The 23,333-nt window shown below is 75.0% G+C and carries 25 protein-coding genes, 1 tRNA gene and 1 pseudogene; 10 read left to right on the forward strand and 17 right to left on the reverse strand.

The genetic code is table 11. From position 1 onward, the window contains the following. Both ACR80Q_RS01895 and cuyB read left to right on the forward strand, forming a co-directional pair. Entirely contained in the window at positions 1–1,272 is a 1,272-nt protein-coding gene (locus tag ACR80Q_RS01895; RefSeq protein ID WP_435375847.1) for a carboxylate--amine ligase, read from the forward strand. After that, positions 1,269–1,982: a cysteate racemase gene (gene cuyB / locus ACR80Q_RS01900; RefSeq protein ID WP_435375848.1), complete on the forward strand. Its 714-nt coding sequence runs from the start codon at positions 1,269–1,271 to the stop codon at positions 1,980–1,982. Before ACR80Q_RS01895 ends, cuyB begins: the two co-directional genes overlap by 4 nt. Positions 1,983–2,032: 50 nt before the next feature. On the opposite strand, the gene ACR80Q_RS01905 is transcribed toward cuyB, so the two are convergent. Next, a tRNA-Pro gene (locus ACR80Q_RS01905) sits at positions 2,033–2,109 on the reverse strand. Positions 2,110–2,165: 56 nt separating this feature from the next. After that, positions 2,166–4,727, reverse strand: a complete 2,562-nt coding sequence (locus ACR80Q_RS01910; protein ID WP_435375849.1) for a penicillin-binding protein — start codon at positions 4,725–4,727, stop codon at positions 2,166–2,168. Positions 4,728–4,891: 164 nt separating this feature from the next. Between ACR80Q_RS01910 and ACR80Q_RS01915 the strand changes: the two genes are divergently transcribed. Next, a complete protein-coding gene (locus ACR80Q_RS01915) occupies positions 4,892–5,332 on the forward strand; it encodes a WhiB family transcriptional regulator (protein WP_435375850.1) in 441 nt (146 codons plus the stop codon). Between the two features lie 19 nt (positions 5,333–5,351). Here the strand turns inward: ACR80Q_RS01915 and bagB are convergent, their stop codons facing one another. Next, positions 5,352–6,548 carry an ArsA family ATPase gene (gene bagB, locus ACR80Q_RS01920; protein ID WP_435375851.1) on the reverse strand — a complete coding sequence of 399 codons (1,197 nt, stop codon included), beginning with the start codon at positions 6,546–6,548 and terminating at the stop codon, positions 5,352–5,354. Continuing rightward, on the reverse strand, positions 6,545–7,540 hold the full coding sequence (gene bagA / locus ACR80Q_RS01925) for an ATPase BagA (RefSeq protein ID WP_435375852.1): 996 nt from the start codon (positions 7,538–7,540) through the stop codon (positions 6,545–6,547). The genes bagB and bagA overlap by 4 nt, the downstream gene beginning before the upstream one ends. A 108-nt stretch (positions 7,541–7,648) precedes the next feature. Here bagA and sp36 point away from each other — a divergent pair, with 108 nt between their 5' ends. The 5 genes from sp36 (at position 7,649) to ACR80Q_RS01950 (ending at position 10,884) form a co-directional block, all read left to right on the forward strand. Beyond that, on the forward strand, positions 7,649–7,804 hold the full coding sequence (gene sp36, locus ACR80Q_RS01930; RefSeq protein WP_502306123.1) for a Sp36 family protein: 156 nt from the start codon (positions 7,649–7,651) through the stop codon (positions 7,802–7,804). A gap of 403 nt (positions 7,805–8,207) precedes the next feature. Continuing rightward, positions 8,208–8,678 carry a RidA family protein gene (locus tag ACR80Q_RS01935; RefSeq protein ID WP_435376040.1) on the forward strand — a complete coding sequence of 157 codons (471 nt, stop codon included), beginning with the start codon at positions 8,208–8,210 and terminating at the stop codon, positions 8,676–8,678. A gap of 30 nt (positions 8,679–8,708) precedes the next feature. Continuing rightward, positions 8,709–9,458: an NUDIX domain-containing protein gene (locus tag ACR80Q_RS01940; RefSeq protein ID WP_435375853.1), complete on the forward strand. Its 750-nt coding sequence runs from the start codon at positions 8,709–8,711 to the stop codon at positions 9,456–9,458. Positions 9,459–9,490: 32 nt separating this feature from the next. Beyond that, positions 9,491–10,276 carry an MBL fold metallo-hydrolase gene (locus ACR80Q_RS01945; RefSeq protein WP_435375854.1) on the forward strand — a complete coding sequence of 262 codons (786 nt, stop codon included), beginning with the start codon at positions 9,491–9,493 and terminating at the stop codon, positions 10,274–10,276. Continuing rightward, positions 10,273–10,884 carry an NUDIX hydrolase gene (locus ACR80Q_RS01950; RefSeq protein ID WP_435375855.1) on the forward strand — a complete coding sequence of 204 codons (612 nt, stop codon included), beginning with the start codon at positions 10,273–10,275 and terminating at the stop codon, positions 10,882–10,884. The genes ACR80Q_RS01945 and ACR80Q_RS01950 overlap by 4 nt, the downstream gene beginning before the upstream one ends. On the opposite strand, the gene ACR80Q_RS01955 is transcribed toward ACR80Q_RS01950, so the two are convergent. Both ACR80Q_RS01955 and ACR80Q_RS01960 read right to left on the reverse strand, forming a co-directional pair. Further along, positions 10,841–11,515 (reverse strand): Crp/Fnr family transcriptional regulator, encoded by a 675-nt coding sequence (locus ACR80Q_RS01955; protein WP_435375856.1) that lies wholly within the window; start codon positions 11,513–11,515, stop codon positions 10,841–10,843. The two genes, ACR80Q_RS01950 and ACR80Q_RS01955, sit on opposite strands and share 44 nt — an antisense overlap. A gap of 103 nt (positions 11,516–11,618) precedes the next feature. Next, positions 11,619–12,146, reverse strand: coding sequence for a hypothetical protein (locus ACR80Q_RS01960; protein WP_435375857.1), 528 nt, complete (start codon positions 12,144–12,146; stop codon positions 11,619–11,621). 144 nt (positions 12,147–12,290) lie between these two features. Between ACR80Q_RS01960 and ACR80Q_RS01965 the strand changes: the two genes are divergently transcribed. Next, positions 12,291–12,998, forward strand: coding sequence for an NUDIX hydrolase (locus ACR80Q_RS01965; RefSeq protein ID WP_435375858.1), 708 nt, complete (start codon positions 12,291–12,293; stop codon positions 12,996–12,998). After that, complete coding sequence (locus ACR80Q_RS01970) at positions 12,995–14,185, forward strand: MarP family serine protease (RefSeq protein ID WP_435375859.1); 1,191 nt, start codon at positions 12,995–12,997, stop codon at positions 14,183–14,185. Before ACR80Q_RS01965 ends, ACR80Q_RS01970 begins: the two co-directional genes overlap by 4 nt. Positions 14,186–14,219: 34 nt before the next feature. Here the strand turns inward: ACR80Q_RS01970 and ACR80Q_RS01975 are convergent, their stop codons facing one another. The 11 genes and pseudogenes from ACR80Q_RS01975 to ACR80Q_RS02025 form a co-directional block, all read right to left on the reverse strand. Continuing rightward, positions 14,220–15,044, reverse strand: coding sequence for an alpha/beta fold hydrolase (locus tag ACR80Q_RS01975; RefSeq protein WP_435375860.1), 825 nt, complete (start codon positions 15,042–15,044; stop codon positions 14,220–14,222). Between the two features lie 130 nt (positions 15,045–15,174). Further along, positions 15,175–15,666 carry a phage holin family protein gene (locus tag ACR80Q_RS01980; RefSeq protein WP_435375861.1) on the reverse strand — a complete coding sequence of 164 codons (492 nt, stop codon included), beginning with the start codon at positions 15,664–15,666 and terminating at the stop codon, positions 15,175–15,177. Between the two features lie 9 nt (positions 15,667–15,675). Further along, positions 15,676–16,062 carry a monovalent cation/H(+) antiporter subunit G gene (gene mnhG / locus ACR80Q_RS01985; RefSeq protein ID WP_435375862.1) on the reverse strand — a complete coding sequence of 129 codons (387 nt, stop codon included), beginning with the start codon at positions 16,060–16,062 and terminating at the stop codon, positions 15,676–15,678. Then, on the reverse strand, positions 16,059–16,316 hold the full coding sequence (locus ACR80Q_RS01990; protein WP_435375864.1) for an MrpF/PhaF family protein: 258 nt from the start codon (positions 16,314–16,316) through the stop codon (positions 16,059–16,061). The genes mnhG and ACR80Q_RS01990 overlap by 4 nt, the downstream gene beginning before the upstream one ends. Continuing rightward, complete coding sequence (locus ACR80Q_RS01995) at positions 16,313–16,675, reverse strand: Na+/H+ antiporter subunit E (protein WP_435375865.1); 363 nt, start codon at positions 16,673–16,675, stop codon at positions 16,313–16,315. The genes ACR80Q_RS01990 and ACR80Q_RS01995 overlap by 4 nt, the downstream gene beginning before the upstream one ends. Beyond that, positions 16,672–18,234 carry a monovalent cation/H+ antiporter subunit D family protein gene (locus ACR80Q_RS02000; RefSeq protein WP_435375867.1) on the reverse strand — a complete coding sequence of 521 codons (1,563 nt, stop codon included), beginning with the start codon at positions 18,232–18,234 and terminating at the stop codon, positions 16,672–16,674. Before ACR80Q_RS02000 ends, ACR80Q_RS01995 begins: the two co-directional genes overlap by 4 nt. Next, positions 18,231–18,578 carry a sodium:proton antiporter gene (locus ACR80Q_RS02005; RefSeq protein WP_435375868.1) on the reverse strand — a complete coding sequence of 116 codons (348 nt, stop codon included), beginning with the start codon at positions 18,576–18,578 and terminating at the stop codon, positions 18,231–18,233. The genes ACR80Q_RS02000 and ACR80Q_RS02005 overlap by 4 nt, the downstream gene beginning before the upstream one ends. Then, entirely contained in the window at positions 18,575–21,400 is a 2,826-nt protein-coding gene (gene mbhE / locus ACR80Q_RS02010; RefSeq protein WP_435375869.1) for a hydrogen gas-evolving membrane-bound hydrogenase subunit E, read from the reverse strand. Before mbhE ends, ACR80Q_RS02005 begins: the two co-directional genes overlap by 4 nt. Positions 21,401–21,532: 132 nt before the next feature. Continuing rightward, positions 21,533–22,057 (reverse strand): hypothetical protein, encoded by a 525-nt coding sequence (locus ACR80Q_RS02015; RefSeq protein WP_435376045.1) that lies wholly within the window; start codon positions 22,055–22,057, stop codon positions 21,533–21,535. A gap of 93 nt (positions 22,058–22,150) precedes the next feature. Next, positions 22,151–22,324: a hypothetical protein gene (locus ACR80Q_RS02020; protein ID WP_435376046.1), complete on the reverse strand. Its 174-nt coding sequence runs from the start codon at positions 22,322–22,324 to the stop codon at positions 22,151–22,153. 350 nt (positions 22,325–22,674) lie between these two features. Further along, positions 22,675–23,319, reverse strand: a pseudogene (locus tag ACR80Q_RS02025) (glycosyltransferase family 39 protein); the annotation flags it as partial. Between the last annotated feature and the right edge of the window lie 14 nt (positions 23,320–23,333).

Genomic DNA, 23,333 nt, shown 5'->3' on the forward strand with positions numbered 1-23,333 from the left:
GTGCAGGACACGGCGGCGTTCCGCCCGGTGGTGCTGGGCGGGGACATCGGCGCCTACAGCCTGGCGCGGCACTTCCACGAGAACCACGGGGTACGAGCGGTGGTGGTCTCCACCGCGTCGACGGGGCTGATGGGCCGCTCCCGCATCCTCCGTCACGTGGTCGAGCCGCGGATCGAGGACCCGGACGTCCTGGTCACCCTGCTGCGCGAGCTCGTCCCCGACGACGGTGTCCCCGGGCTCGTCATCGCCAGCGCCGACCGGCTGGTGTCGCTGCTGGTCGGGGTGAGGGACCGGCTCGGGGCCCACGTCGTCGTCCCGTACGTCCAGCGTCCGCTGCTGCAGCGGATGACCGACAAGGCGTCCTTCAGCGAGCTCTGCGCGGAGCTCGACGTCCCCCACCCCCGGACCGTCGTCGTCGACCTGGCCGAGCCGGTCGACGTCGACACGTCCTCCCTCACGTTCCCCGTCTTCGCCAAGGCGGCCAGCACCGTCGCCTACCACGCCGTGTCGTTCGCCGGGAAGAGCAAGGGCTTCGTCGTGCCCACCCGCGAGGACCTGCTCGACCTGCTGCGCCGGGTCCGCGACGCCGGGTACCGCGACTCGTTCCTCGTCCAGGACCTGATCCCCGGTGACGACTCCGGCATGCGGATCCTGACCTCCTACGCCGACGCCGGCTCGGTGGTCCGGTACTCCTCCTTCGGTCACGTCCTGCTCGAGGAGCACGCCCCCAGCGCCATCGGCAACCCGGCCGCGATCCTCACCGACACCGACGAGGTGTCCGTCGAGCACGCCCGCCGGATGCTCGCCCACGTCGGGTGGACCGGGTGGGCGAACTTCGACCTCAAGCACGACCCGCGGACGGGTCGGACGGTGTTCTTCGAGCTCAACCCCCGCCTGGGTCGCAGCAACTTCTACGTCGCCGCCGGTCAGGTCGACCCGGTGGGTCCGTACGTGCGGGAGCACGTCCTGGGTCTGGAGCCGTTCGCCCCGGGCGGGCGCACCCAGGCGGTCCCCGGGCACCTGTTCACCGTCCTGCCCCGGGCGCTGCTGCTGCGCTACGTCACCGACGAGGGTCTGCGGGGGCGGGTCCGGGCCGCCTACCGCGCGGGCCAGGTCCACAACCCGCTCTGGTACGCCCCCGAGCGTAACCCTCGTCGCCTCGCCTACCTGGCGGCCAGCCACGCGAACCAGGTCCGCAAGTTCACCCGGTACTACCCGGTCGGGCAGGCCCGCTCCCGGGTGGTGCAGGCCGCCGGGAGCACCGGCGGGTGAGCCGCACCCTCGTCGGGGTCGTCGGCGGGGTGGGTCCCCTGGCGACGGCGTACTTCCTGCAGCGGGTGGTGCACCTGACGGACGCGCGCACCGACCAGGAGCACGTCGACCTGGTGGTCCACCAGCGCTCCAGCATCCCCGACCGGACGGCGTTCCTGCTGGGTCGCAGCACCGAGGACCCGGGCCCCGTGATGGCGGCGTCCGCCCAGGACCTGGTCCGTATCGGCGCGCGGGCCGTGGTGCTGCCCTGCAACACCGCCGAGCCGTTCCTGCCGCAGGTCGAGGCCGCCGCGGGCGTCCCCGTGCTGGGCATCGTCCGGGCCACCGTGGCCGCGGCCCGCCGGCGGGTGCCGGGCCTGGCGCGGCTGGGGGTGCTGGCCACCGACGGCACCCTGGCTGCCCGGACCTACCACGACGAGCTTGCCGCGGTCGGTGCCGAGGCGGTCGTGCCGTCGCCGGCGGACCAGGCCCTCGTCATGGCGGTGATCTACGACCAGGTCAAGGCCGGGCGGCCCGCCGACCTCACCGCCCTGGCGGGCGTGGTGGACCGGGTCGCGGCGGCCGGTGCCGAGGCCGTGGCCCTGGCCTGCACCGAGCTGTCCGTCCTCAACGACGCGCTGGTGCGGTCCAGCCCGCACGTCGTCGTCGACTCGGTGGACTCCCTCGCGGTGGCCACCATCGTGCGCGCCGGCGCCCGCGCCCTGCCCTGAGACCTCGGGGACGACGAAGGGGCCGATCCTCGCGGATCGGCCCCTTCGTGTGGTCGGGCTGGCGGGATTCGAACCCACGACCTCCTCGTCCCGAACGAGGCGCGCTACCAAGCTGCGCCACAGCCCGTTGCGCGCCTGAGTGTAGCCGAGGCCGGAGGTGCTCCTCGCCGTCGGGCGGCCGGGTCAGCCGTCGGCCGGCGGTGCCTCGGCCTCGACCTCGCCCTCGGCCGGCGGGATGTCGGCCGCCACCGAGGGCTCCGGCTCCGGCTCGGGCTCCGGCTCGGGTTCGGGCTCCGGGGGCGGCGGGGGCTCCTCGCCCTGCGACAGCGTCAGGGTGATGGTGGCGCCCGAGCGCTGCAGGGAGCCGGAGGACGGACTCTGCGCGACGACGTCGCCCTCATCGACGGAGTCCGAGAAGCGCCCGGTGGAGCTGATGGACACGCGCAGGCCGAGCGCGGTCAGCTCCTCCTCCGCGTCGTCCGCGTCCTCGCCGACGACGTCCGGCACCGCGAACCGGGGCCCCTCGAGGATGTCGTCCTCGGGGGCGGTGAACTCGGTGTCGCCGATGCCCAGCAGGTCGCTGGCCGGGTTCATGAACGCGTCCCACGTGGGCAGCGCCAACGTGGAGCCGAACACCTGCCGGTACCGCTCGCCGTTGATGTCGAAGGAGTTGAGCGGCTGCGGCTGGCCGTCGGTGCCGGGGTCGCCGACCCAGACGGACGCGGCGAGCTCGGGGGTGTAGCCGGAGAACCAGACGGCGTTGAAGTCGTTCGTCGTACCGGTCTTGCCGGCCGCCAGCCCCTCGTAGTCCGAGCTGCGCGCGGTGCCCTGGACCAGGGTCTCCTGCAGCGCCTCGTTCACGCCGCGGGCCACCTCCTGGTCGATGACCTGCTCGCACTCGGCCGCGGGCACGGCCAGGTCGGCCCCGGTCCGGTCGGTGATGCGGGTGATCGCCGTCGGGGCGCAGTGGATGCCCTCGGCGGCGAACGTGGCGTAGGCGTTGGCCATGGTGAGGGGTGCGACCTCGGCGGAGCCGAGCGCCATGGACGGCAGCGGCTGGATCTGCGCCGTGGGGTCCACGGCGGGGTGGATGCCCAGCTTGGTGGCCATGTCCCGGATGTCGCACAGGTCCAGCCGCGACGACATCTCGATGTAGGCGGTGTTGACCGAGCGGAACGACGCCTCGGCGATGGTCACCGACGACGCCGTGCCGCCGGAGTTGCGGGGGCTGTAGGTCTCGCCGTAGGGGCGCAGCCGCTCCCCGCAGACGGTGAAGTCCCCGTACTGGAAGGTGCGCTGCTGGGGGGCGGGGACGCGCTCGTTCAGCGCGTTGCCCGCGTCCAGCCAGGCCGCCAGCACGATGGGCTTCATGTTGGAACCCGGCTGGAAGCCGTTGCCGCCGTTGTAGCGGGCGTCGACGTTGTAGTTCTGCGCGCTCTGGGCGGGGTCGCTGGGGTCGACGCCGAACACCCGGTTCTGCGCCATGCCCAGGATGTGACCCGTGCCGGGCTGGACGACGCTCATCGCCACGCCGGCCCGCTCGTCCTCGGGCACCTGGGACCGGACCGCCTCCCAGGCCAGCGCCTGCACCTGCGGGTCGATGGTCGTCTCGATGCGCAGGCCGCCCCGCAGCAGCAGGTTCTCCCGCTCCGCGCGGGTCTCGCCGTAGGCGGGGTCGTTGAGGATGAGCTGCTCGGCGTAGTCGCAGAAGTAGGCCAGGGCGCCGGAGGTGATGCAGCCGCGCTGGGTCTCCCGCGGGGCCAGGCCCAGCTCGGACGCCGACGCCTCGTCGTACTGGGCCTGGGTGATGGCCCCGGTGCTGAGCATGCTGAACAGGACGGTGTTGCGCCGGCTCAGCGCGTTGTCCGGGTTGTCGAGGGGGTCCCAGCGGGTGGGGGCCTGCACGACCCCGGCGAGCATGGCCGCCTGCGGGATGGTCAGCTCCTCCGCGTTGACGCTGAAGTAGCGCTGCGAAGCGGCCTGGATCCCGTAGGTGGCGTTGCCGAAGTTCGCGATGTTGAGGTACCGCTCGAGGATCTCGTCCTTGGTGAGCTCCTCCTCCAGCGAGATGGCGAGCTTGGCCTCGCGGAGCTTGCGGCCGTAGCCCTCCGGGCCGCTGGCGTTGATCTCGGCCTGGACCCGGGCGAGCTCCTCGGGGTCGCCGGAGTAGACGGCCGACTCGAGCTGGACCTGCTTGACGTACTGCTGGGTGAGGGTCGACGCGCCCTGCTGGGAGCCGCCGAGGACGTTGTTGCCCAGGGCGCGCAGCGTGCCTCGGGTGTCCAGGCCGCCGTGGGTGTAGAAGCGTTCGTCCTCGATGGCGATGATGGCCTTGGGGGCCCACTCGCCCATCCGGTTGAGCGAGGTGGGGGAGCGGTTCTCGGAGAAGAACGTGGCGATCAGGCTGCCGTCGGCGGCGACCATGCTCGAGGTCTGCGACAGCGGGGGGATCTCGAGGTCGGTGGGGAGGTCCTCGTAGTAGTCGCTGCCGCTGCGGGTGAGGTACCCGGCGGCGCCGGCCGCGGGGAGGACCAGCCCGGCGGCCAGCACCCCGGCCACCAGCGCCACCGCCACGAAGGCCGCCAGCAGCGTCAGCACCCGCAGGAACCCGGTCGCGACGTTGCCCCGGTCGTCGTGGCGGAGCATGGACAACGACCGGGCGAACCGTGCCGGGACCGTCCCTGCTGGTGCCTGCTGCCGTCCCCCGACGGTGCCGCGTATCACGGCACGGTGCTGATCCCTCATGTCGGCCAGGGTACGTGCCGAACCTGTGTGCGTCCGGGAGCAGGTCCTGACCTGGGGCCATCCACCGTTCGGTCGACGACGTACTGACCGGAGGGACGAGCGAGGACTGGTCGATCAGGCCCTGTCACCGGCTCAGCACCATCCCTAGTTTGGAATCCGTACCAGTGCAGCCGCTGAGCACCTCTCAGCGACTCGTCGACAAGCGCCTCAGCGGGCGGGACTCCCGCCGGGGTGAGAAGGAGGGCCGCGAGATGCCGTGGGTCGAGGAGTGGCCGAGCCAGGGGGCGTGCCAGGGCGAGGACCCGGACGCGCTGTTCGTCCAGGGGGCCGCGCAGCAGCAGGCCAAGCTGGTGTGCCGGGCGTGCCCGGTACGCAGCGAGTGCCTGGCGCACGCGCTGGACACCCGGACGGAGTTCGGGGTCTGGGGCGGCATGACCGAGCGGGAGCGCCGCCAGTGGCTGCGCGACCACCCCGGGGTGACCTCGTGGCGCACCCTGCTGGAGCGGGCGAAGGACGAGCACGAGGGTGGCCGGGTCGGTGCCGCCCCCCGGCAGCGCGGCTCCGTCGGCCACGACAGCCGCAGCACCAACGCCCGCGCCAGCTGAGCACGGGCCCCGGCGGGGGTCAGGGCGTGCTGGTCCGGGGGCTGACGGCGGGACCGGCGGCCAGGTCGTCGCCCACGCCCCGCAGCGACTCCAGGTCCGTGACGTCCAGGGGTCGGGCGGGGGCCACGACGGTGGGCACCGGTGGGTGCAGCCGGGTCAACCGGGCCGCCACCTCGCGCTCGGCCTCGAGCCGACGGACCCGGCGGGCGTGGACCCACAGCACCTGACGGGTGCCGGGCGGGGCCTGCTCGGCGACCTCCAGGGTGCGGTCGCTGTCCAGCGCGGCCTCCGTGGAGGTCGTCATCCGGTTGACGACGACCCCGGCCAGGGGCATGCCCTCGGCCTGGAGCCGGTCGACGAAGAAGCCGGCCTCGCGGACGGCGTCACCCTCCGGGGCGGCCACGACGACGAAGGCCGTGCCCTCGCCGGCCAGCAGGGCGTAGGTGTGCTGCGCCCGCTCCCGGAAACCGCCGAACATGGTGTCGAACGCGGCGACGAAGGTCTGGACGTCGGTGAGCACCTGGGCGCCCAGGATCCGGTTCATGACGCCCGTGACGCCGCCGGCGATGCTGGACAGCACCCGGACGTACGCGCGCCCGCCGGCCTTGGCCGGGGCGAGCAGCAGCCGGATCAGGCGCCCGTCCAGGAACGAGCCCAGCCGCTCGGGTGCGTCGAGGAAGTCCAGCGCGGACCGGCTGGGCGGGGTGTCCACGACGATCAGGTCCCAGCGCTCGCGGCCGTCGGGGTCGGTGACCGCGCGCAGCTGACCGAGCTTCTCCATCGCCATGTACTCCTGCGTGCCCGCGAACGAGCTCGACAGCGCCTGGTAGAAGGGGTTGGCGAGCATCTGCTCGGCCTTCTCCGGGGTGGCGTGCGCCTCGACGACCTCGTCGAAGGTGCGCTTCATGTCCAGCATCATCGCGTCGAGGAACCCCTCGCCCGTGGCCTGGACCCCCTCGACCGGGCGGGGGGTGTTGTCCAGCTCGGACAGGCCCAGCGACTGGGCCAGGCGCCGCGCCGGGTCGATGGTCAGCACCACCGCCCGGCGTCCCCGCTCGGCGGCGCGCAGCGCCAGCGCCGCGGCGACGGTGGTCTTGCCGACCCCGCCGGAGCCGCAGCAGACGACGACCCGCACCGACGGGTCGTCGAGCAGGGCGTCGACGTCCAGGCGCGGCCCGGGGCCGGCGGGGTCCTTCGCGCGGGAGCGGGGGCTCATGCCAGCTCGTCCGCGAGCTCGTGGACCCCGGAGTCGTCCAGCCCCCCGCGGCCGGCCGGCAGCTGGGGCAGCTCGACGACGGGGAGCGCGAGCCCCAGCAGACGCTCGCGGAGCTCGGCCTCGCGCTCCACCCGCAGGGCGTGGTCCCGGACCTCGGCGAGCAGGCCCTCCGCCCGCGACCGTGGGTGCCGGCCCCCGACCCCGAGCGCCGCGAGGTCGTCGGCCAGGGCCGCCACGTCCCACCGTCGCTCGGTCGCCAGCCCGAGCTCGTCCGGCTCCAGCAGGGGCGGCCGGACCTGGTTGAGCACCAGGCTGCCCAGGGGCAGGCCGAGCCCGCGCAGCTCGGCGGCGGCGTCGGCGGTCTCCTGCACGGGCATGTCCTCCAGCAGCGTGACCAGGTGCACCCGGGTGACGGAGCTGCGGAGCACCTTCATCACCGACTCGGCCTGGGTGTGGATGGGACCGACCTTGGCCAGCCCCGCGCCGACGGCGTTGACGTTGAGGAAGTTGCCGATCCGACCGGTGGGCGGGGCGTCCAGGACGACGTGGTCGTACTCGTACGGCGTGTCGCCGCGCCGGCTGCCCTGGCGGGTGCGCACGGCGTCGTAGACCTTGCCGGTCAGCAACACGTCCCGCAGCCCCGGGGCGATGGTGGTCGCGAAGTCGACCGCGCCGATCCGGTCGAGCGTGCGTCCGGCCCGACCCAGGCGGTAGAAGATCTCCAGGTACTCCAGCAGCGCGGACTTGGCGTCGACGGCCATCCCCAGCAGCTCGCCCTCGCCCAGGCGGACCAGCGGGGTGGGCGTGAAGCCCAGCGGGTCCACGTCGAAGAGCCGGGCCAGTCCCTGGCGCCCCTCGACCTCGGTCAGCAGCACCCGGCGGCCCTTGCGGGCCAGGGCCAGTCCCAGCGAGGCGGCGACCGTCGTCTTGCCCGTCCCGCCCTTGCCGGTCACGACGTGGAGTCGGACCCGGGGGTCGAGGAGGTCGGGCACGGACCTCACGGTAGACACCCCTGACCTGCGGGGCACGTCCAGGGCGGCCCGGCGGACCAGGCGCGGTGTGATCGCGTACGGAGGGTGTTCACGCGTACGCTGCGCAACATGCAGCAGTGGGAGTACGCGACGGTGCCGCTCATCGTCCATGCCACCAAGCAGATCCTCGACCAGTGGGGCGAGGACGGCTGGGAGCTGGTCAACGTGATCGAGGGACCAGGAGGGCAAGGGCTGGTCGCCTACCTCAAGCGACCCAAGCCGTGAGCGGCGAGCACCCCGACGCGCCGGCAGCAGCCGCGCGCGTCACCGACCACGAGGGGAACCACCGGTGACGGAGCACGAGCACGAGGCGGGTCGCCCGGTCGACGTGGACCACGGTGAGCAGGCCGGCGCCCAGGACGACACGGTCGCGCCGGACCCGGGCACGGCGTCCTTCGGCGCCGGGGACGAGCCCGTCGACGACGAGCGGTCCCAGGGACGGTCGGAGCCGTCGGTCGAGGAGGCCGAGGTGCTGGGTGACGACACCCCCGACCCCGCGGCCTTCGGCGAGCAGCCGTCGGACCTGCAGCCGTCCGAGCCCGAGTCCGGGTCCGAGCCCGGGACCGAGCCCGGGTCCGAGGCCGAGGCCGAGCCCGGGACCCAGCCGGAGCCGGCGCCCGAGCCGGAGCTGTCCGGCCCGCCCTCGCAGCGTCTGGAGCAGCTCGGTCTGCAGCTGCCCGTCGTCCCGGCCCCGGTCGCGGACTACGTGCCCGCCGTCCGGACCGGCAACCTGGTCCACACGTCGGGTCAGCTGCCGTTCTTCGACGGCCAGCTGACCACCACCGGCGTCGTCGGCGACGAGGCCGTCGACGTGACCCCGGAGGAGGCCGCCGCCCTGGCCCGTCAGTGCGCGCTCAACGCCATCGCCGCGGTCGCGTCGCTGGTCGACCTCGACAGCGTCGTCCGCGTCGTCAAGGTCACGGGGTTCGTCGCCAGCGCCCCGGGCTTCGGCAAGCAGCCGGTCGTCCTCAACGGTGCGTCCGTCCTGATCGGTCAGGTGTTCGGCGAGGCCGGTCGTCACGCCCGGTCCGCGGTCGGGGTGGCTGCCCTGCCGCTCGGCGCCCCCGTCGAGGTGGAGATCGTCGTCGAGGTGCGCTGAGCCCGTCCCGGGCGCAGCAGGAGGTCAGTGGTGAGCGAGCCGGAGACCACGGTCCTCCCCCTCCCGCGCCGGGCGGACGCGACCGCACGCGCGTGGCTGCTGGCGGGCTCGCCCCAGGGCAGCCCTCCCAGGCAGGCGGCGACCGTCTGCCTGCTGCGTGACGGTGACGCCGGGACGGTCGAGGTCCTGTGGATCACCCGCGGCCGGCAGCTGGCCGTGGCGCCGGGCCTGCTCGCGTTCCCCGGCGGGGCGGTCGACGACGTGGACCGGCTCCGGCGCAGCGACGACCCCGGCTACCCCGACCGGTTCACCGTCCTGGCGCGGGCCGCGGCCCGCGAGCTGGCCGAGGAGACCGGTCATGCGGTGGCGCCGCAGCTGCTGCGTCCGCTCGTGCGCTGGGTGACCCCCGAGCACGAGCCGCGCCGCTACGACTCCACGTTCCTCGTCGGGGTGCTGAGCGGGAGCGGGGGCGACGGGGCCCGCGCGCCCGGGCGGATGCCCCCCGACCACGAGGTGCACGAGCACGGCTGGGCCGGTCCGGCCGAGCTGCTCGCGGCGCTGGGCGACGGGACCCGGGCCGCGCTGCCCCCGACGCGTGCCGTGCTGGGTCGCCTGCAGGCGGCCGCCGACGGGGTCGGCGCTGCGACCGCCGTGGCCCGGCTGGTCGCCGGGGCCGTCCTGGTCCCCGTCGTGCCGCGGGCGGTGTGGCGAGAGGGCCCCGAGGTCGGCGAGCGCGGGGTCGACCTGCTGCTGCCCCGGCACGCCGGGGACGTGCCGTGACCCGGCTGGTGCGCGCCCCCAACCCTGGGCCGATGACCCTCGAGGGGACCAACACGTGGTTGGTGGGACGCCGGACGGTGCTCGTGGTGGACCCCGGGCCCGCCGACGCCGCCCACCTGGACGCCGTGCTCGCCGAGGTGGGTCGGGACTCGGGACGCCTCGGGGGGGTGCTGCTCACCCACCGCCACCCCGACCACGCCGCCGCCCTGGACCACCCGGTGCTCCAGCAGGCCGTGGCGGCCGCGGGGGCGCCGGTGATGGCCCTGGACCCTCGTCTGGGGCAGCCGCCCGGGTGGTCGCTGCTGGAGCCGGCCAGCGACGAGAGGGTTGTCGTCCTGCCGCTGCCGGGGCACACCGACGACTCCCTGGCGCTGCTGCTGCCCCGGCGGTCCGAGGTACTGACCGGCGACACGGTGCTGGGGCGCGGCACGTCCGTGGTCGCCCACCCCGACGGCGACCTGACGCACTACCTGGACTCGCTCGACCGGTTGATCGCGCTGGGCGACGGCGCGGCGGGCCCGTGGACAGGCCTGCCGGGGCACGGGCCGGTGCTGCCCGACCTGGTGGCGTCGGTACGGGAGCTCCGCGCGCACCGGCTCGCCCGGGTCGAGCAGGTCCGCGCCGCCCTGGCGGGCCGCCACGGCCAGGCGGGCCCGGCGGGCCCGGCGGACCGCGCGGACGAGGCGGACCCGGCGGACGAGGTGCTCGTGGCCGCGGTGGTGGCCGCGGTCTACCCCGAGGTGACCGACCCCGTCCTGGTCCAGGCCGCGTCCCGCACCGTCCGGGCGACCCTGGTCCACCTGGCCCGGGCCGGGTGAGCGGTGAGGAGGGCACCAGCCGCTGGCGGGTCCTGGGGGAGCGCAGCCTGTACGACAGCCCCTGGGTCGGGCTCCACCTGATCGACGTGGTCCACCCCGACGGGCACCGCTACGACCACCACGCCCTGCGCCAGCCGCTGCCGGCCGTTGCGTGCGTGGTGCGCCGGCCGGTGGCGGTGGGCGACCCGGGGACCGGTGGCACGCCCGAGGAGGAGGTGCTGCTGCTCTGGCGGCACCGGCTGGTCCCGGACGCCTGGGGCTGGGAGGTGCCGGCGGGGCGGTTCGAGCCGGGCGAGACCGCCGAGCAGGCGGCGGCGCGGGAGACCCTGGAGGAGACCGGCTGGACGGTGACGGACGTCCGTCACGTCACCGGGTTCCACCCGATCGGCGGGCTGGGGGACCACCGCTTCGAGGTCTGCCTGGCCGGGGCGGGCGAGCAGGTCGGCGAGCCCGACCCGGCCGAGTCCGACCGGGTGGCCTGGGTGCCGCTGCGTGAGGTGCGGGAGCTGGTGCGCGAGGGCCGGGTCAACGAGGGGCTGAGCCTGGTCGCGCTGATGTGGCTGCTCAGCGGGCTCGACGAGCCAGCCGGTCGACGTCCAGGATCGTGACCGCGCGGGCCTCCAGCCGCAGCCAGCCCCGGCCGGCGAAGTCGGCGAGCGCCTTGTTGACCGTCTCGCGGCTGGCCCCGACGAGCTGAGCCAGCTCCTCCTGGGTCAGCTCGTGCGCCACCAGGACGCCGTCGTCCACGGGGCGGCCGAACCGCTTGGCCAGGTCCAGCAGGGCCTTGGCCACGCGGCCCGGCACGTCGGAGAACACCAGGTCGGCCAGGGCCTCGTTGGTGCGGCGCAGCCGACGACCCAGCGCCGCCAGCAGGGACAGGGCCACCCGGGGCTGGTCGAGCAGCGGCACGAAGTCGTCCCGCGTCAGGGAGTGCACCCGGCTGGGCGACACCGCGACGGCGGTGGCGACCCGCGGGCCCGGGTCGAACAGCGAGAGCTCGCCGAACATCTCCCCGGGACCCAGGATCGCCAGCAGGTTCTCCCGGCCGTCGGCGGCCCGCCGACCGAGCTTGATCTTGCCCGTCTCGATGACGTACAGCGCGTCCCCGGGGTCGCCCTCGTGGAACAGCCGCTCGCCCCGGGCGAGCTCGACGGGTCGCATCCGCGTCACCAGGGCGCGGGCCGACTCCTCGTCCAGCGCGGCGAGCAGCGGTGCCCGACGCAGGATCTCCTCCGTCATGCGACCTCCCTCGCTCGAACCGGCACGTCGGATCATGCCGGATCACGGCCGTTCCTGCTGGCTGTGGCGCGTCCGGCGTCTCCGGGGGCGGCCACGGCCGACCTCAGCCCGAGGTCCCGGCGAGCCGGTCCTGCAGGGCCAGGGTGACGGCGTCCAGCTCGGCCTCCAGCACGCACCGGCGGTGGGCGAGCAGCCCCGCGGCCACGCGGAGCCGGTCCAGGTGACCGCCCGGGCCGTCGCCGTCCAGGGAGACCACCCCGAGCAGACCGGCCACGTCGAGGCCGTCGGGAGGGGTGGCCAGCGCGTGCAGGTCGTCCGGGTCCTGCGCGCAGGGGGGCGTCGCGGGGCGGGCCTGGTCGGCACCGCCGAGCGTGGTGGCGGCGAGCGTGCGGGCGGCGGGGACCGGGGTGCCGTAGAGCAGACCGGCCACGACGAGGTCGGTCCGGGCCTGCACCAGCCGCTGCCAGTAGGTGACGGCCCGCTGCTGCGCGACGAGGCGCTCGAGGCGTGCCCGCAACCCGTCCGCGCCCAGGGCAGCAGGGCCGGGGACCGCGGTGGCACCGCTGCCCTCGTGGCCGGTGCGACGGGCTGCGCGCTCGCGCGAGCCGTCGGTCTGCCTGGGGATGTGCATGGGGTCGTCTCCTGCTGGGGGTCGGCCGGGCCCGGGCGGGCTCGGGGTTCTCGTCGTGGTGCAGGTGTCGTCCGGCCGTGGCCCCGCCTGGAGGGCCAGGGCCGCACGTCACCCGGAGGGCGCACCTGCTCGTACCCTGGGCGGGTGCCGTCCGCTGCCCCGACCGTCGCAGCGGGCCCCGGCGCCGACGAGCCGGCCTGGTTGGCCCCCTGGCGGCGAGCGGTCCTCGCGGGGCAGGAGCTGCCGGCCGGGTGGCGCGCCACCCCGCCCGGGGACGGCGCCGTCCGACGGGCCGCGGTGCTCGTCCTGCTGGGCGACGCGACCGGTGACGGCTCCGCGCCCGACGTGCTGCTGACCCGTCGCTCGGACTCGCTCGCCAGCCACCCGGGCCAGGTCGCGTTCCCCGGGGGCCGCCGCGACCCCGAGGACGCCGACGACACGGCCACGGCGTTGCGGGAGGCCGCCGAGGAGGTGGGGGTCGACCCGGGGTCGGTGCACGTGCTCGGGACGACGCCGGCGCTGTGGGTGCCCCCGTCCTCGCACCAGGTCGTCCCGGTCGTCGGCTGGTGGCACGCCCCCGGCCCGGTCGGCGTCGTGGACCCGCTCGAGGTCGCCCAGGTCGTCCGGGTGCCGGTCGCCGAGCTCGTCGACCCGGCCAACCGGGTGGGGGTGCGGTACCCCGCCGGCCGGGGCAGCGGACCGGGCTTCCTCGCCGGCGGGCTGTTCGTCTGGGGGTTCACGGCGGGGCTGCTGTCCTGGCTGCTGGACCTGTCCGGGCTCGCCCGGCCGTGGGACCAGACCCCGGTGGTCGACCACGAGGGCAGCCCGCTGTCGGGGGCGGCGCCGCCGTGAGCGGGGCGCTGCTGCTGGACGGGCTGCTGGTGCTGCTGCTGGTCGGCTACGCCGGGACCGGGTTCCGCCAGGGCCTGTTCGTGGGGACGCTGTCGTTGCTGGGCTTCGTCGTGGGGGCCGTCGCCGCCTCGCAGCTGCTGCCGCTGGCCGTCGCCGACATGTCCGCCGGACCCACCCGGTCGCTGGTCCTGCTGGGCGGCACGGTGGTCGCCGGGGTGCTCGGCCAGGCGCTGCTGGGTGCGCTGGCCGGCGGGCTGCGAGAGCGCGTGACCTGGCAGCCGGCGCGGGCGGTCGACGCCGCGACGGGTCTGCTCGGTGCCGTGGTGGCCACCGCCCTGGTGGTCTGGGTGGTGGCCGGGGCCGTCCGGGTCAGCCCGTTCCCCACCCTGTCGCGCGTCGTGGCCGACTCACGCGTCGTGGGGGTGGTCGACGAGGTGGTCCCCGACCCGCTCGCCGGGGCCCTGGACGACTGGTACGGCTCGGTGAGCGGGGAGCTGTTCCCTACCGTGTTCGCCGGCGCGGAACCGGTCCTGCCGGTCGAGGACCCGGACCCCGGCGTCGCCCAGGACCCGGCCGTCGTCGCGGCCGGAGCCGGGGTGGTGCGGGTCAGCGGCCAGGCCGAGGCGTGCCGTCGCGGCCAGGAGGGGTCGGGCTTCGTCGTGGCGGAGGACCGGGTGCTCACCAACGCCCACGTGGTGGCGGGCATGACCGAGGTGCAGGTGCAGGTGGGCGGGACCGGCGAGCGGCTGCCGGGGGCCGTCGTGGTGTTCGACCCGGCCCGTGACCTGGCCGTGGTCGACGTCCCCGGCCTGACGGCGAGGCCGTTGCCGATCGGGGTGGACCTGGGCCGCGGGGCGGACGTCGTGGTCGCCGGGTTCCCGCTGAACGGGCCGTACGTGCTGTCGTCCGGCCGGGTCCGCGACGTCATCACCGCGGTCGGGGAGGACATCTACGGCGAGGCGGAGGTCACGCGCGAGGTGTACTCCCTCAACTCCCAGATCCGCCCCGGCAACAGCGGCGGACCGGTGCTCGACGTGTCCGGCCAGGTCGTCGGCGTGGTGTTCGCGCGGAGCCTGGACGACGCCAGCACGGGCTACGCGGTGACCCTGGCCGAGGCCGCACCGGTGCTGGACGTGGCCGCGGCGGCCTCGGGGGCCGTCGCCACGGGGGACTGCGCGCCCGCCTGAGCGCCCGCGGGTGCCGTCGGCCCGCCCAGGACGCTCAGCCCTGCGGCCCGAGCACCCCGGGCAGCCAGGCCAGCAGGTGCTCGAGCACCGCGGCGGGGGCCTCCTCCGGCAGCAGGTGACCGGCGTCGGCGACGACCGCCCGCGCGCTGCCCGGCCCGCCGGGCACGGGGTCGTCGGACCCGGTGCGGACCCAGGGGTCCCGCCCGCCGTCCAGCTGCAGCACCGGCGCGGCCACGGGCGGGCGGACCGAGCGCCACCAGCGGACCCCGTCGGGACGGGGCGAGGCGCGCGCCAGCCAGCGCCACGGCTCAAGGCAGGTGTGCGCCACCGACGGCACCCGGACCGACGCCAGGTAGTACTCGACGTCGGCCCGGGGGGCCGGGGTGGCCCGCGCCGCGTCCAGGTGGGACCTGATGCCGTCGCCGTGCAGCAGGACACGCTCGGGCCAGCTGGGGGCCTGGGCCGACAGGACCGCACGCAGCACCCCGCCGGTCAGCAGCGCCGGACGCGGCTGCGGGGCGGCGACGGCGACCAGGCCGCTGAGGCGTTCCGGGTGCCGGGCGGCCAGCGTCCAGCCGACCCACCCGCCCAGGTCGTGCCCCACGACCACGGCCCGCTGCGCGCCGAGCGAGCGCACCAGCGCGTCCACGTCGTCGGCCAGGCCCGGCAGGTCGTACCCGCGGGGGGTGGCGTCGGAGGCGCCGTGGCCACGCAGGTCGGCGGCCACCGCCCGGTAGCCGGCCGCGGCCAGGCCCGGCAGCACGCCCCGCCAGGCGTACCAGTTCTGCAGCGCGCCGTGCAGCAGGAGCACCAGCGGGGCCTCCGCGGACCCGCCGGCCGGTGGCTCGCAGACCGCCACGTGGAACCGGCTGCCGTGGGCCCCGACGAACCGGTGCTGCCACGGTCCCGGGACGCCGACGACCGAGGCGTCGGTCAGGTGCGCCGGGAACGGCGGCCGGCGTCGGGGGCTCAGCGGCTCCTGCCCTCGCTCAGCCCGTGCGCCCCGCCGCGTGGCTGCCGGCCGACGGGGCCGCGGTCGCGCCGCTGCTGCCGACCCGCGTGGCGCCCGCCGCGACGGTCTCCTCGTCGCTGCCGAAGGCGTTCTTGACGTCCTCGACGGTGCCCTTGCCCTGCTCGACGGCCTTCTGGGGGGCCTTGACCTTCTTCAGCGACGCCACGCCGACCAGCCCGAGCAGGATCGCGAGCAGCAGCAGCGCCCCGCCCACGACGAGGTACCCGGCCCAGCGCAGCAGGCCGGCGGCGACGAGCGCCTCGGCGGCCGTGATGAGCAGGAAGACGAGAGCCAGGCTCAACGTCACGACGGCCGCGACGAGCAGCCCGACGCCGACCCCGCCGGCCTTGGCGGCGCTGCTGACCTCGGCCTTGAGGAGGGCCTTCTCGTGCTGGACGATCGACCGGACGTCGTCGAGGGCGTCGGTGACCAGCTGGCCGATGGTGCGGTCGGTCTGGGGCGCTGTCATGGACGAAGGCTAACGGCGCGCGGGGTCGTCGCCACCCATGTCGCCGCTCCGGCGCCCGTGGCGGCCCCCCAGCTCGTCGTAGGACGAGCTCGGGGCCAACGGGCTGCCGGAGCGGTAGGCGGCGCGCCCGAGGGCGAACCCGCCCACCGGGGAGGTGACGAACTGCAGGGCCACCGCGAGCAGCACCTTGACGGCGTTCGACCAGGACGGGTCCAGCACGAGCACGCCGAGCAGGGTCAGGCAGACCCCGAGCGTGGCGGCCTTGGTGACGGCACTGAGCCGGGAGTAGGCGTCGGGGAAGCGGATCAGGCCCAGGGCGGCGACCGCGACCAGGCCGACCCCGAGCACCACCAGCCCGTAGCCGAGGCCGGCCTGCACGACCTCCACGGCGCTCACGAGCGACCCCGGTCGACGAGGCGCGCCAGGGTGACGGTGGCCAGGAACCCGACCAGGGTCCCCACCAGCACGACGTCCAGGAACACCGAGTCCTGCAGCCTCAGCGCGAGCAGGCCCGCCACGGCCAGGAACACGAAGAAGACGTGGTCCGCGGACAGCGCCCGGTCCGCTTCGGTCGGCCCGACCGCGATCCGCCACACGGCGGGCAGCAGGGACAGCGCCAGCACCACGAGGGCCACGTCGACGACGATCATCGGCCGGCCTCCTGGTGGTCGTCCAGGCGCACCGCGTGCAGCATCCGGCTCTCCAGGTCGCTCAGCTCGGCGCGGAACTCGTCGGCGTCCGGGGCGTACATCCCGTGCACGTACATCACGTCCAGGTCGTCGGACACGTCGATGGTCAGCGTGCCCGGGGTCAGGGTGATCAGGGCGGACAGCAGCGTGATCTCCCCGGCGCTGCGGGACCGCAGCGGCAGCGCGACGATGCCGGGCCGGAGCCGGCTGCCGGGGGTCAGCAGGTCGGAGACGACCTCCCAGTTGGCCACCACCAGGAGCCTGACGAAGTACCCGGCGAAGGCCAGCGACCGCGCTGCGCGTCGCAGCTGCGCGGTCATCGGCCCGCCACCGCGCTCACGTAGGCCGAGGGGTTGACCAGGCCCTGGGCCGCGGTCCCCGCCAGCCCGAGCAGGACGTCGGCGCCCAGGCCGATCACCAGCGACAGCACGGCCAGGGCCAGCCCGGGCAGGATCAGGCCCCGCGGCATGCCGCCGGGGGGGCCCTCGGTGATGGCGACCTTGGCGCGACGCAGCAGCGTCGAGCTCATCGGGTCGGTCTGGTCGGGGAGCGCACCGGAGGCGCCCGGCGTCAGGGCCCGACCCTCCTCGTCGGGGTCGGCCCCCCAGAAGGCACCGTTCCAGATCTTCAGCATGGACAGCAGCGTGAACAGGCTGACCACGACGATCAGCGCGACCGCGACCCACTCGCCCTCGACCGCCGCGGCGCTCACCAGGGAGTACTTGGCGACGAAGCCCGAGAACGGCGGGATGCCGACCAGCGACAGGGCCGCGCCCATGAAGGCCAGGGCCAGCAACGGCTCGCGGCGGGCGGCCCCACCCAGCCGGGACAGCGTGCCCGTGCCCGCCTCGTGCTCCACCGCTCCGCAGGCCAGGAACAGCGCCGCCTTCACGATGATGTGGTGCACCAGGTAGAAGATGCCTGCCTGCAGCCCCCGCTCCCCGAAGAACCCGATGGCGAGCAGGATGTAGCCGACCTGGCTCGTCATGTGGAAGGCGAGGATGGTCCGCATCGACGACTCGCCGAGCGCGCCGAGGACCCCGACCACCATGGTCAGCAGCAGGATGACCAGCCACGGGGTCTGCAGCCGCTCGTCACCGGAGAACATGACGGCGTAGATGCGGAAGATGCCGTAGACGCCGATCTTGGTCAGCAGGCCGGACAGCAGGGCGGTCGTGGCCACCGAGGCGAACGGGTAGGTGCGGGGCAGCCAGGAGTGCAGCGGTACCAGGGCCGCCTTGGCGGCCAGCGCGATCAGCACGACCCCGCCGCCCAGCGCCGCGCCGACCGACTCGGTCGCCGCGCCGGCCAGCTCGCCCAGGTTGACGGTGCCCGTGGCGCCGTAGACCAGGCCCACCCCGGCCAGCAGGACGGTCGAGACGAGCAGGTTGACCGTCAGGTACACCCGGCCGGCGCCCATCTCCGACGCGGAGCCGCGCCGGGTGATGAGGACGTAGGACGGGATCAGCGCGACCTCGATCATCACGAACAGGTTGAACAGGTCGGCGGTGACGAAGGCGCCGTACACGCCGCCGGACAGCACGAGGACCAGCGGCAGGAAGTAGCGGTCCTCGTCGTCGCCGGTGAAGACGGCGAAGGCGGTCGAGGCCAGCACCAGGACGGCGGCCACGGACACCATGAGCGCGCTCAGGGTGTCCACGGCGAACGGGATCGCGATGCCTCCCTGCCAGCCCGCGACCTGCTCGACCACGACGGAGCCGTCGCTGGTGGACCAGGCCATCGTCAGGCCGTACCCCAGCACGAGGGTGGACACGAGGAACGTGATGGCGCGCTGCAGCCGCACCCGGTGCCCGGCCGCCAGCGCCCCGGCCGCGCCGAGCAGCGGCAGCCAGAGCAGGAACGGGACGAGGTCGCTCACGGGCGGACCCCCTCGTCGGTCGTGGTGCCCGGCTCGGCGTCGGCGGCGGGCGCGTCGTCGTCGCCGCCGTTGCCGGCCATGGCGAGCAGGTAGACGGTGATCCCGAAGGTGATGACGATGGCGGTCAGCGCGAAGGCCTGCGGCAGCGGGTCCGCGGCCACGGCCGGGTCGGTGGTGCCCAGCAGGGGCGGTTCGCGCCGGCTCATCCCGCCCGCCGCGACCAGCAGCACGTTGGCCGCGTGCCCGAGCATGATGAAGCCGAACGTGACCCGCACCAGGCCGCGCTGCATCAGCAGGTAGACCCCGCCCGCCACGAGGACGGCGACGAGGACCGCGGCGCTCACCGGGCCACCTCGTCCATCGCCTCGAGCTCGGCCGGGGTCGGGGGGACCTGCGTGGCCTCGGCCTCGGCGACGACCCGGCCGTTGGCGAGGCGGTCGACCGCCGCGACCACCAGACCGACGACGACGAGGTAGACGCCCACGTCGAAGATCAGCGACGTGGTGAACGACTGGGTGAACGAACCGATGACGAGGTCTCCCTTGAGCGGTTGCAGGAACGAGTCGCCGAGCAGGCCGAGCAGCCCGGCGCCCACGGCCACGGTGATGCCGGCCGACAGCAGCGGGACGGCCTGGAGCCGGCTCCGGGCCCCGGCGCCGCGGGGGATCTGGACCAGGGCCACGCCCAGTCCACCGACCAGCGCGGCGATGAAGCCGCCGCCCGGCTCGTCGTGCCCGCGCCACAGCAGCAGGAAGGAGATGACGAGGATCACCGGGACGAGCAGCCGGCTGGTGACGGCGAAGATGGTCCGGTCGCCGGCCTCGGTCTCGGCGACGGCGTCCGGGGCGGGGGACGGCGCGGCGTCCGCGGTGGTCCCGGCCACCGCGGTGGCGGGTCCCGCGTCGCGGCGCAGCAGGGCCAGCAGCCCGATGCCGGCGACCGCCAGGACGAGGATCTCGCCGAAGGTGTCCAGGCCGCGGAAGTCGACCAGCACCGTGTTGACGACGTTGGTCCCGCCCGTCAGCTCCTCGCCCTGGTTGAGCAGCACCTCCGAGGCCGGCGACGGCTCGCGGCGCCCGGTCAGCGCCAGCGTGGCCAGACCGGCCGCGAGACCGGCGCCGACGGCGAGCAGCGCGGCCGGCACGGCCCGGCGCCTCGTCGTGGGGGCGAAGCGACGCGGCAGCCGCCGGAGCACCAGCACGGCCACGACCACGGTCAGGACCTCGACCAGGGTCTGCGTGAGGGCCAGGTCCACCCCGCCGGCGAGAAGGAACCAGACCGCGACCAGGAACCCGACGACCCCGAGCATGGACACCGCGCCCAGCCGGTTGTGGGTGAGCACCATGCCCAGCACGCCCACCGCCACGAGCCCGACCACGAGCCAGTCGCCGGCCCGGGTGACCGGGGCCGCGGGGACGGGCAGCTCGCCCAGGGTCAGCACACCGACGACGGCCAGGGCCCCCACCGAGAGCACGGGCCAGACGAGGTGCGGGGCCAGGGCGCCGGAGCGGGTGTTCCGGCCCACCAGGTCCCCGAGCCGGAGCGCGCCCTGGTAGGTCGCGTCGTAGACCTGCACCCCGGTGAAGGGCAGCAACGACCGGTGCAGCGCCCGGTCGACGGGGGCCCGCAGCAGGAACAGGACCACGCCGAGCGCGATGGTCAGCGCCGACAGGTACAGCGCCGGCTCGAAGCCGTGCCACAGGGCCAGGTCCGCGTCGGTCTCGACCAGCAGGGTGTCCTGCACCGTCCGGGAGACCAGCGGGTTGAGGGCGCCGACGGTCAGGCCCAGCAGCAGCCCGGCCACGGCGGGGATGGCCGCGGGGGCCAGGAACGAGGCCCGCGGCTCGTACAGGCTGGCCTGCGCCGTCCCGCCGCCGAAGGCCCCGTGCAGGATCCGGAAGGAGTAGGCGAACGTCATCGCGGCCGACAGCACGGCGATCCCGGCCACCACCCAGCCCCACGGGCCGGGCAGCTCCAGGAAGGCCTTGTAGGCCTCCTCCTTGCTGACGAACCCGAGGAAGGGCGGCATGCCCGCCATCGACAGCGCGGCCAGCGCCGTCAGGGTCGCCGTCACCGGCATGACCTTGTACAGCCCCTGCAGCTCACGGATGTCGCGGCTGCCCGCCTCGCGGTCGATGATCCCGACCAGCATGAACAGCGTGGCCTTGAACAGGGCGTGGGCGAAGGTGTGCAGCGCCGCCACGGCCAGTGAGGCGGTGGTGCCCACGCCGATCAGGGCGACGATCCACCCCAGCTGGCTGACGGTCGAGTAGGCGAGCAGGGCCTTGAGGTCGTGCTGCTGCAGGGCGAAGACCGCCCCGACGATCGACGTGGCCAGCCCGACGGAGACCAGCACGACGGTCCAGCCGGGCATCCCCGCGAACGGCGGCGAGAACCGCAGCAGCACGTAGATGCCGGCCTTGACCAGGGTCGCGGCGTGCAGGTACGCGCTGACCGGGGTCAGGGCGACCATGGCGTCCGGCAGCCAGAAGTGGAACGGCAGCTGGGCGGACTTGGTGAACGCGGCCAGGATCAGCAGGGCGGCGATCCAGGGCGCCAGCGGCGAGGCCGCGATCTCGTCGGAGCGCTCGAGCGCCTCGGTGAGGTTGGTCGTGCCGACCACCGAGGCGGTCAGCGCGACGGCGCCCAGCAGGCTCAGCCCGCCGGTGGCGGTGATGACGAAGGCCCGGGTGGCCGGCTTGGCCGACCCCAGGCCCTGACCGCCGATGAGGAAGAACGAGGCCAGCGTGGTGAGCTCGAAGAACACGAACAGCAGCACCATGTCGGCCGCGAGCACCAGGCCGAGCATCGCAGTCGCGAAGGCGCCCAGCAGCAGGTAGAGCCGGCCGTGGTCGTACTCCTCGCTCAGGTAGCGGGCGCAGTAGGACATGATCAGCGCCCCGACGCCCAGGACCAGGATGGCGAACAGCAGGCTCAGCCCGTCCAGGTGCAGCCGGAACGCGATGTTTAGCGCCGGGATCCACTGCCGCTCGAACTCGACCGCCCCACCGTCCAGCACCGTCGGGGCGTGGAACGAGATGATGCCCAGCGACAGCAGGAACAGGGCGCCCAGGGGGTAGCCGGCATCACGACCCAGCCGGTTGGACAACGGGTGAGCCAGCACTGCCGTCGACGCGAGGACGAGCAGGGCGATCACCAGGGCCACGGGCGAGGTTCCTTACGGTGGTCTGCGGGGGAGGGGACGCCGGAGAGCCGCGCAGGGCCCGGGGCGTCCCCCCACCCTACCGAGGGACCGGACGGGGCCGGCGCGGTGAGTCACACCGGCCGGGGGCCGCGGTCAGCCGAGGACCTGACGGCAGGCGTGGCAGAACGTGGACAGGCCGACGTGACGGAACGCGGGCCACAACCGGTCCCAGTCGTCGGTGGGCCCGCGGCAGAGCATCACGGTGGTGCCCTGCTCCTCGTTGGGCACGGCCAGGCCGTTGTCCAGGGCGTCGACGCGCTCGCAGGTCTCGAACGCGTGGGCCAGCGCCGGACCGGTGGCGGTGGCGCGCCGGTCCCGGTCCTGCTCCTGCAGCAGCACGACGGCCGTGGTGGTGCCCGCCGACGGCCCGCCGCGGTCGTGCAGGGCGTTGTGCCCGCTGTGCACCGGGGGCAGGCCGAGGTCGGGGCCGTAGCGGTCCAGCGCCCCGGCCTGGCCGTAGTTGTCGGCCAGCAGCACCGTGCTGCGTTGCTCGGCCGGCGTGAGCGCCTCGTAGGCCTGGGCGGCCTGCCGGACGTGGGCGGGCCACCCCACCTGGTCACCGACCGTGGGGCTGAGCAGCGGGACCGGGGTCCAGCGCAGCACGGGGGCCGGCAGCACCGGCAGGGCGACCAGGGCCGAGGTGAGGACGTTGACGACGACGAGCCGCCCGAGCCGGCCGGCCCGGGCGCGGTCCCGGGGCGAGCCCAGCCACTACTCGGCGACCACGGAGCCCACCGCGGGCAGCAGCAGCAGGAACCCGGTGGTGTAGTAGAACTGCCCGGCCACGGCGAGCAGCAGCAGGGCCGCGACCGGGTGAGGACGTTGACGACGACGAGCCGCCCGAGCCGGCCGGCCCGGGCGCGGTCCCGGGGCGAGCCCAGCCACTGCTCGGCGACCACGGAGCCCACCGCGTGCAGCAGCAGCAGGAACCCGGTGGTGTAGTAGAACTGCCCGGCCACGGCGAGCAGCAGCAGGGCCGCGACCAGGTAGGCGACGCCGACGCTGCGCAGCCGGGCCCAGCGCGGGTCGACCAGCAGCGCGACGAGCCCGGCCCCCCACACCAGCGCGGCGGGCGGGCCCAGGTTGAGCAGCTGCCCGGGCAGGAACAGGACGCGGGCCGCGTCACCGGTGAGGGCCCCGGCCATCTGCAGCTGGGGGAGGTCGTTGGTGAGCTGGTAGAGCAGGTTGGGGGCGCCGACCACGGCCGTCGCGGCGGCGCCGAGCCAGGGCCCCGGGGTGCGCAGCGTCCGTCGGTCGACCAGCAGCATGGCCGCGACGAGCGCGAGCAGCAGCAACCCGATCAGCAGCTTGTTGTACGTCGCGAGCCCGGCGAGCGTCCCGGCCGCCAGCCACCACCGGGTGCCGCCGCGCCGCAGGGCGCGGACCACCAGCCAGCCGGTCGCCACCCACAGCGGCCAGTCCAGGCTGGCGGTCAGCAGCAGGTGCCCGCTGATGAGCGGGGTCGCGCCGAGCGCCCCGGTCGCCGCCAGCAGCTGCGCGGTGCGACCGCCCCCGACCTCGCGGGCCAGCAGCGCCAGCAGCAGGGCGAGCCCACCGAGCAGCAGCGCGGCCGGCACCCGCATCGCCCACAGCTCGTCGCCCAGCAGGTCGATGCTCCAGCGGGCCAGCAGCGGGGTCAACGGCGGCTGGTCGACGTAGCCCCAGGCGGGCTGGCCGCCCAGCACCCGGAAGTACAGCTCGTCCCGGTGGTAGCCGTAGCGCCCGGACAGCGCCAGCAGCACCAGCACCGACCCGCCCGCGACGGCGCCGACCGGTCGCCAGGCGTAGGCCGGGAGGCCCGCCGTGGGGCGGAGGGTGCCGGACGGCACGGCGGCGGCGAGGGTCACACGGGGCGGGGTACCCCGAACCACCGGTCCCACCCCTGACGCGACGA

Origin of the sequence: Aquipuribacter aurantiacus (assembly GCF_051216895.1) — a bacterium.
Lineage (GTDB): Bacteria > Actinomycetota > Actinomycetes > Actinomycetales > JBBAYJ01 > Aquipuribacter.

Bases quoted from the DNA above. Each gene is read 5' to 3' on its own strand.
- ACR80Q_RS01980 (WP_435375861.1), bottom strand. From the start codon at position 15,666: ATGACAGCGCCCCAGACCGACCGCACCATCGGCCAGCTGGTCACCGAC.
- ACR80Q_RS01910 (WP_435375849.1), bottom strand. From the start codon at position 4,727: ATGAGGGATCAGCACCGTGCCGTGATACGCGGCACCGTCGGGGGACGG.
- ACR80Q_RS01990 (WP_435375864.1), bottom strand. From the start codon at position 16,316: ATGATCGTCGTCGACGTGGCCCTCGTGGTGCTGGCGCTGTCCCTGCTG.
- ACR80Q_RS01995 (WP_435375865.1), bottom strand. From the start codon at position 16,675: ATGACCGCGCAGCTGCGACGCGCAGCGCGGTCGCTGGCCTTCGCCGGG.
- ACR80Q_RS01955 (WP_435375856.1), bottom strand. From the start codon at position 11,515: ATGACGGAGGAGATCCTGCGTCGGGCACCGCTGCTCGCCGCGCTGGAC.
- sp36 (WP_502306123.1), top strand. From the start codon at position 7,649: ATGCAGCAGTGGGAGTACGCGACGGTGCCGCTCATCGTCCATGCCACC.
- ACR80Q_RS01945 (WP_435375854.1), top strand. From the start codon at position 9,491: ATGACCCTCGAGGGGACCAACACGTGGTTGGTGGGACGCCGGACGGTG.
- ACR80Q_RS01960 (WP_435375857.1), bottom strand. From the start codon at position 12,146: ATGCACATCCCCAGGCAGACCGACGGCTCGCGCGAGCGCGCAGCCCGT.
- bagB (WP_435375851.1), bottom strand. From the start codon at position 6,548: ATGAGCCCCCGCTCCCGCGCGAAGGACCCCGCCGGCCCCGGGCCGCGC.